4 protein-coding genes and 1 pseudogene are annotated in these 3,621 nt (G+C 47.5%); 2 read left to right on the top strand and 3 right to left on the bottom strand.

Annotation, left to right across the window (positions count from 1 at the left end; genetic code table 11):
* Together R5R67_RS19025 and R5R67_RS19020 are read left to right on the top strand one after the other, a co-directional pair.
* Nucleotides 1-638, top strand: a 638-nt coding sequence (locus R5R67_RS19025; protein WP_318755166.1) for an FAD-dependent oxidoreductase, incomplete at its 5' end; no start/stop codon positions are given.
* A gap of 211 nt (nucleotides 639-849) precedes the next feature.
* Complete coding sequence (locus tag R5R67_RS19020; RefSeq protein WP_318755165.1) at nucleotides 850-1,353, top strand: hypothetical protein; 504 nt, start codon at nucleotides 850-852, stop codon at nucleotides 1,351-1,353.
* 14 nt (nucleotides 1,354-1,367) lie between these two features.
* Here the strand turns inward: R5R67_RS19020 and tnpC are convergent, their stop codons facing one another.
* The 3 genes and pseudogenes from tnpC to R5R67_RS19005 all read right to left on the bottom strand — a co-directional run.
* Nucleotides 1,368-2,972, bottom strand: coding sequence for an IS66 family transposase (gene tnpC / locus R5R67_RS19015; RefSeq protein ID WP_318755164.1), 1,605 nt, complete (start codon nucleotides 2,970-2,972; stop codon nucleotides 1,368-1,370).
* Between the two features lie 74 nt (nucleotides 2,973-3,046).
* Nucleotides 3,047-3,382, bottom strand: coding sequence for an IS66 family insertion sequence element accessory protein TnpB (tnpB, locus tag R5R67_RS19010; RefSeq protein WP_000618086.1), 336 nt, complete (start codon nucleotides 3,380-3,382; stop codon nucleotides 3,047-3,049).
* A pseudogene (locus R5R67_RS19005) lies at nucleotides 3,379-3,621 on the bottom strand (IS66 family insertion sequence element accessory protein TnpB); the annotation flags it as partial. The gene tnpB and the pseudogene R5R67_RS19005, both read right to left, overlap by 4 nt.

Genomic DNA, 3,621 nt, shown 5'->3' with positions numbered 1-3,621 from the left:
TTGGCCGGGATGTTCAGGATATTGAGCTAAACGCCCAGCAGGTACAGCTGAGTTATCGGCCAGCCATTGAAGATCCGCTGGCAGATCAGCCGATGGTGGAAACCTTACATGCCGATGCCGTGCTGATTTGCGGCGGTGTGGGGAGCTATCAATTGGCGCGACAGGTAGGTAATCGGGTCAATGTTTATCCGGTCAAAGGCTATTCCATTACCGTCAATTTACAGGATGAACAGAGCCAAAAGCAGGCACCTTGGGTCAGTCTGCTAGATGAAAGTGCCAAAATTGTGACCTCACGTTTAGGCACAGATCGGCTGCGGATTGCCGGAACGGCCGAATTTAATGGTTATAATCGCGATATTCGCCATGACCGGATTCAGCCACTGGTGCGCTGGGTGCAGCGGAATTTTGATATTTCAACCGAAAGCGTGGTGCCGTGGGCAGGTTTACGTCCGATGATGCCAAATATGATGCCGGTGATTCGGCAGGGCCAGCATCCACGGGTATTTTATAATACTGGCCATGGGCATCTGGGCTGGACCTTATCTGCGGCGACAGCATTGATGATTAGTCAGGAAATTGCGCAGCATTATCCGGTGACGGGTAATGAGAACATTCAGTTAAGCTCTGTTTTAAAGTAACAGGGCATTAGGAGAGATGCTGATCATCTGCCGGGTTCTGGCAAAATAAATCCATCAAAATGAAGCAAATCGCTGTCAATTCAACGGGCTATTTGGCTTATACTCAGGCTTTAAATAAAATATCTTTTTGCTTTAAGATTTTGAACTGCCATTAAAAAAATGGATTGAGATGCTGCCGTCCTGGGCAGACCGCGATATGTATGGATAAACGATGGCAAATATAATTCTGGTTGCGCTATTTCCTTTAATCTTTCTGATTGCGTTGGGCTATGTACTCAAGCGCTTTAGGTTTTTAGAAGATAAATTCTGGCACGGTGCAGAAAAGCTCAACTACTATCTGCTGTTCCCGGTGATGCTGTTTTTGGGCCTGGCGCATGCTGAAATTCAGGCCAGCGAAATTCGCCACATGATGCTGGGAGCGGGTCTGACCCTGCTGATTGCGGTTTGTCTGTTATATATCCTCAAGGCGCTGTATGGCACTGCAGCGGCACGTTTTGGCGTGTATATGCAGGGCATGGTGCGTTTTAATACCTATATCGGCTTAGCACTGTCGGCGTCTTTGTTTTATCAGCAAGGTATGGCGCTGTTTGCTATTCTGCTGGTGTTTTGCATTCCTCTGGTCAATATTCTCTCGGTTTTGGCTCTGACCAATTCAGAAGGGATGCGCTTGCAATCCATCCTGTTATCATTGTTGAAAAATGTAAGCGTCCGCTGAATCCCATACCAATTTTAATTCGATTTAGGTTTCCAGCAGTGTGGCAGTAACTCTTCAATCTGGGTCACTTTATGTGTCGGCAGCCTTTTCAGCACATCACTTAAATAGGCATACGGATCCAAGCCATTCAGCTTTGCTGACTGGATTAACGTCATGATGTTTGCCGCTCGCTGACCACTGCGCAGCGAACCTGCAAACAGCCAGTTCTTGCGCCCCAACGCCCAGGGACGCATCTGATTCTCGACCCAATTATTGCAAATCGGTAGATTGCCATCATCCAGATAGCGGCTTAAAGCTGGCCAACGCTTCAGAGTGTAATTGATGGCCTTGGCGGTGGGAGAACTCGATGGCACTGTCAGATGATGTTGGTTGAGCCATTCATATAGTTGTTGCATCACTGGTTGACTATGCTGTTGTCGGTATTCGCGGCGGTCTTCCGCTGTACCATCGGTCTTTTTCCTGAGTTCTGCTTCTATCGCATACAGTTTCTGAATCAGCACTAAGGCCTGTTCAGCAACCTGACTTTTCCCGGTCACATGCAGTTCATGGAATTTACGACGTGCATGGGCCATGCACCCCACCTCAATCACCTGGCCTGATTTAAAACGTGCTTTATAACCACTGTAATCATCACAGACTAGATAGCCCTGCCAGCCTTTCAAGAACTCTTCAGCATGCTGGCCTGAACGACTATCCTGAAAGTCATAGATCACCGCCTGAACTGGATTGTACTGTGTGGTGGCATAGGCCCAGACATAACCTTTCTTCGGTTTTTTATTATTCTCACCCATCCGCATGATGGTGACCGGTGTTTCATCTGCATGCAGCACCCGCTGTTGCAGCACCACCTCTTTTAAGGCATTGGCCAGAGGTTCCAGTTCTACACCGCAGCGACCTATCCAGTCAGATAAAGTTGATCTAGAAAGTTCGATTCCCGCCCGCTGATAGATCAGACGTTGACGGTACAGCGGCAAATGATCGGCATACTTCGATACCAGCACATGGCTGAGCAATTCAGGTGAAGCAATGCCTTTATCAATCACATAGGCGGGCATCGCTTGCTGAGTCAGGGTGTCACACTGATCACAGACCCATTTACCACGCACATGCTGTTCCTTATAGAACTGTGCCGGTCTGAAATGCAGTTTTTCACTGACATCTTCGCCGATACGACGGAGTTGGCAGCCACAAGCACATTGGGTTGATGCAGGTTCATGCTCAATACGGATGGTGTGTAGATGATCGGGCAGCAGTCGACGTTTAGGTTTGTTGACTGTGGCTTTCTGTGTCCCTGCATCGGTTTTATCTGCATTTAATCGTTCTAATTCCAGATCAACGGCTGCAATATCTTCTTCGACCGCTTCGTCCCATAGATGGATTTGTTTTGCGGTGAGATGTTCGTTTTTACTGCCGAATTTATGCTTTTTAAACAGCGCCAGTTCATGCTCGTATTTTTGATTGAGAATAGAAAGATGCTGAACTTTGGCATCCAATTGCTGGTTTGATTTTTCTAATTCTTGATTTGATTGTGCCAGAGACTGATGCTGCATCGCCAACTGCCGGGTAAATTCCAGCAGTTGTTCATGGGTCAGTTGGCTTAAGTCAGGCAGCGTATTCATGACCGCAGTATGCCTGAGGTCATGACGCAGAGGAAATAGAACGTTTGGAGAATAGCAGAATAGCCGAGCTTGGTTTAGAGCATTGTTACCACTTGCTGTCGTCCAATGCGCTGCCAGGGCAAACCCTGGATCAGTGCCTGTAACTGTTCCGGGCTGAGGGCCACGGTTTCACCCTGGTGAACTTTAGCCCAGTGAAATTTGCCCTGTTCCAGCCGCCGGGCACACAGCCAGATGCCCAGTCCATCATGCACCAGTACTTTCATGCGATGGCCACGTTTATTACAGAACAGGTAAGCACAATGCGGTTTGATGTAGCCAAAGGCTTTCATAATCTGCGCCATGACCGTATCCATCCCTGCTCGCATATCCAGAGGTTGGGTAGAAAGCCAGATTTCATCAATGCGGATCATGTTGCAAGTGCCTTGAGTAATTCTGCTAAAGCAGATATTTCTGATACTTGCCATTTCAAGCCAATTTCTGCTTTTGAGTGGGGTAAAGTAATTTGAACCGTTAACATGTCAGTAGGAGTAGGATCTAATGGTGCAGAGCAAGATAAGGCAATAAATGCAGGTTTATTCGGTAGTGGTGAGCGATCATTCCCTGGCTTAGCATCAATTAAGCGAATCCATTTGGATACAAGATTTGTATT

Origin of the sequence: Acinetobacter sp. OYA S30, from assembly GCF_033599315.1 — a bacterium.
Classification (GTDB): domain Bacteria; phylum Pseudomonadota; class Gammaproteobacteria; order Pseudomonadales; family Moraxellaceae; genus Acinetobacter; species Acinetobacter baumannii.
The sequence above is the reverse complement of the archived record's forward strand: the minus strand, read 5'-3'. Positions and strand labels throughout refer to the sequence as shown.